At 48.4% G+C, this 808-nt stretch carries 2 protein-coding genes; one reads left to right on the plus strand and one right to left on the minus strand.

Features of this window, described 5'->3' with window-relative positions:
* Positions 1 to 240 (plus strand): hypothetical protein (locus A3739_RS30635; RefSeq protein WP_231876979.1); only part of this gene is annotated, 240 nt, incomplete at its 5' end.
* An 18-nt stretch (positions 241 to 258) separates the two neighbouring features.
* Here the strand turns inward: A3739_RS30635 and A3739_RS02390 are convergent.
* Positions 259 to 808 (minus strand): MATE family efflux transporter (locus tag A3739_RS02390; RefSeq protein ID WP_255376759.1); only part of this gene is annotated, 550 nt, incomplete at its 5' end.

The raw sequence follows: 808 nt of genomic DNA on the forward strand, positions 1-808 counted from the left end.
AGCAGTGTTCGGTACAGAAAATGGTATCAACACGCCATTTTTTCAGTCGCCGAGCTGAGCAACCCATTACAGTTAAATAAAGAGTGCTCAGGTCTGGAGTGGAATCAAATCACGACCGAAGTAACTCCAACGGACTTTGTTTTTAGCATGCTAGACAACGCTCTACTCTATAACGCATCCTCTGCATGGCTCGATCTTTGGTCTACATGGAGCGTGGAGTATTCTTGCCGAGAGCGTTAGCTCTTCAATTAAGTATGCTCAAAACACTCGCTTGTAGGTTTTAACAACAAGACCAAATAACAAGATTGCACTTAAGCCTAAGCCTAAGCCCATGCCCGCCCATACGCCGGCAGGGCCAAACATCTCACCCAGGAAATAAGCCGCAGGAAATCCCAGCCCCCAATAACTAACAGTTGCGACGATGGTTGGAGATGCGCCAAGTTTAAAGCCTCTGAGCACACCCATTAAAACGACCTGCCACCCGTCAACCAATTGGAACATGGCGCCAATCAGTAACAACAAACTAGCTAAGGCCACTAGAGCCTGGTACTCGTCTGGCCCTAATGCCTCATCAACAAAAAGATCTACCAACACATCAGGGAGCAACCAAAAGACCAAGCCTGCCGCGCTTGCTGTCGCGCTCGCGATCACTAGGGCGTATAAAATCACTTGCTTGGTTTCAATCGGATTACCTGCACCGTAATGCTTGCCGACTTTCACTGATACAGCTTGCGATAAACCAAGCGGAATCATAAACGACATCGTGATGCACTGAAGCACTATCTGATGCGCAGCCAACGCCTGAGCA

This window comes from Oleiphilus sp. HI0067 (genome assembly GCF_001635735.1).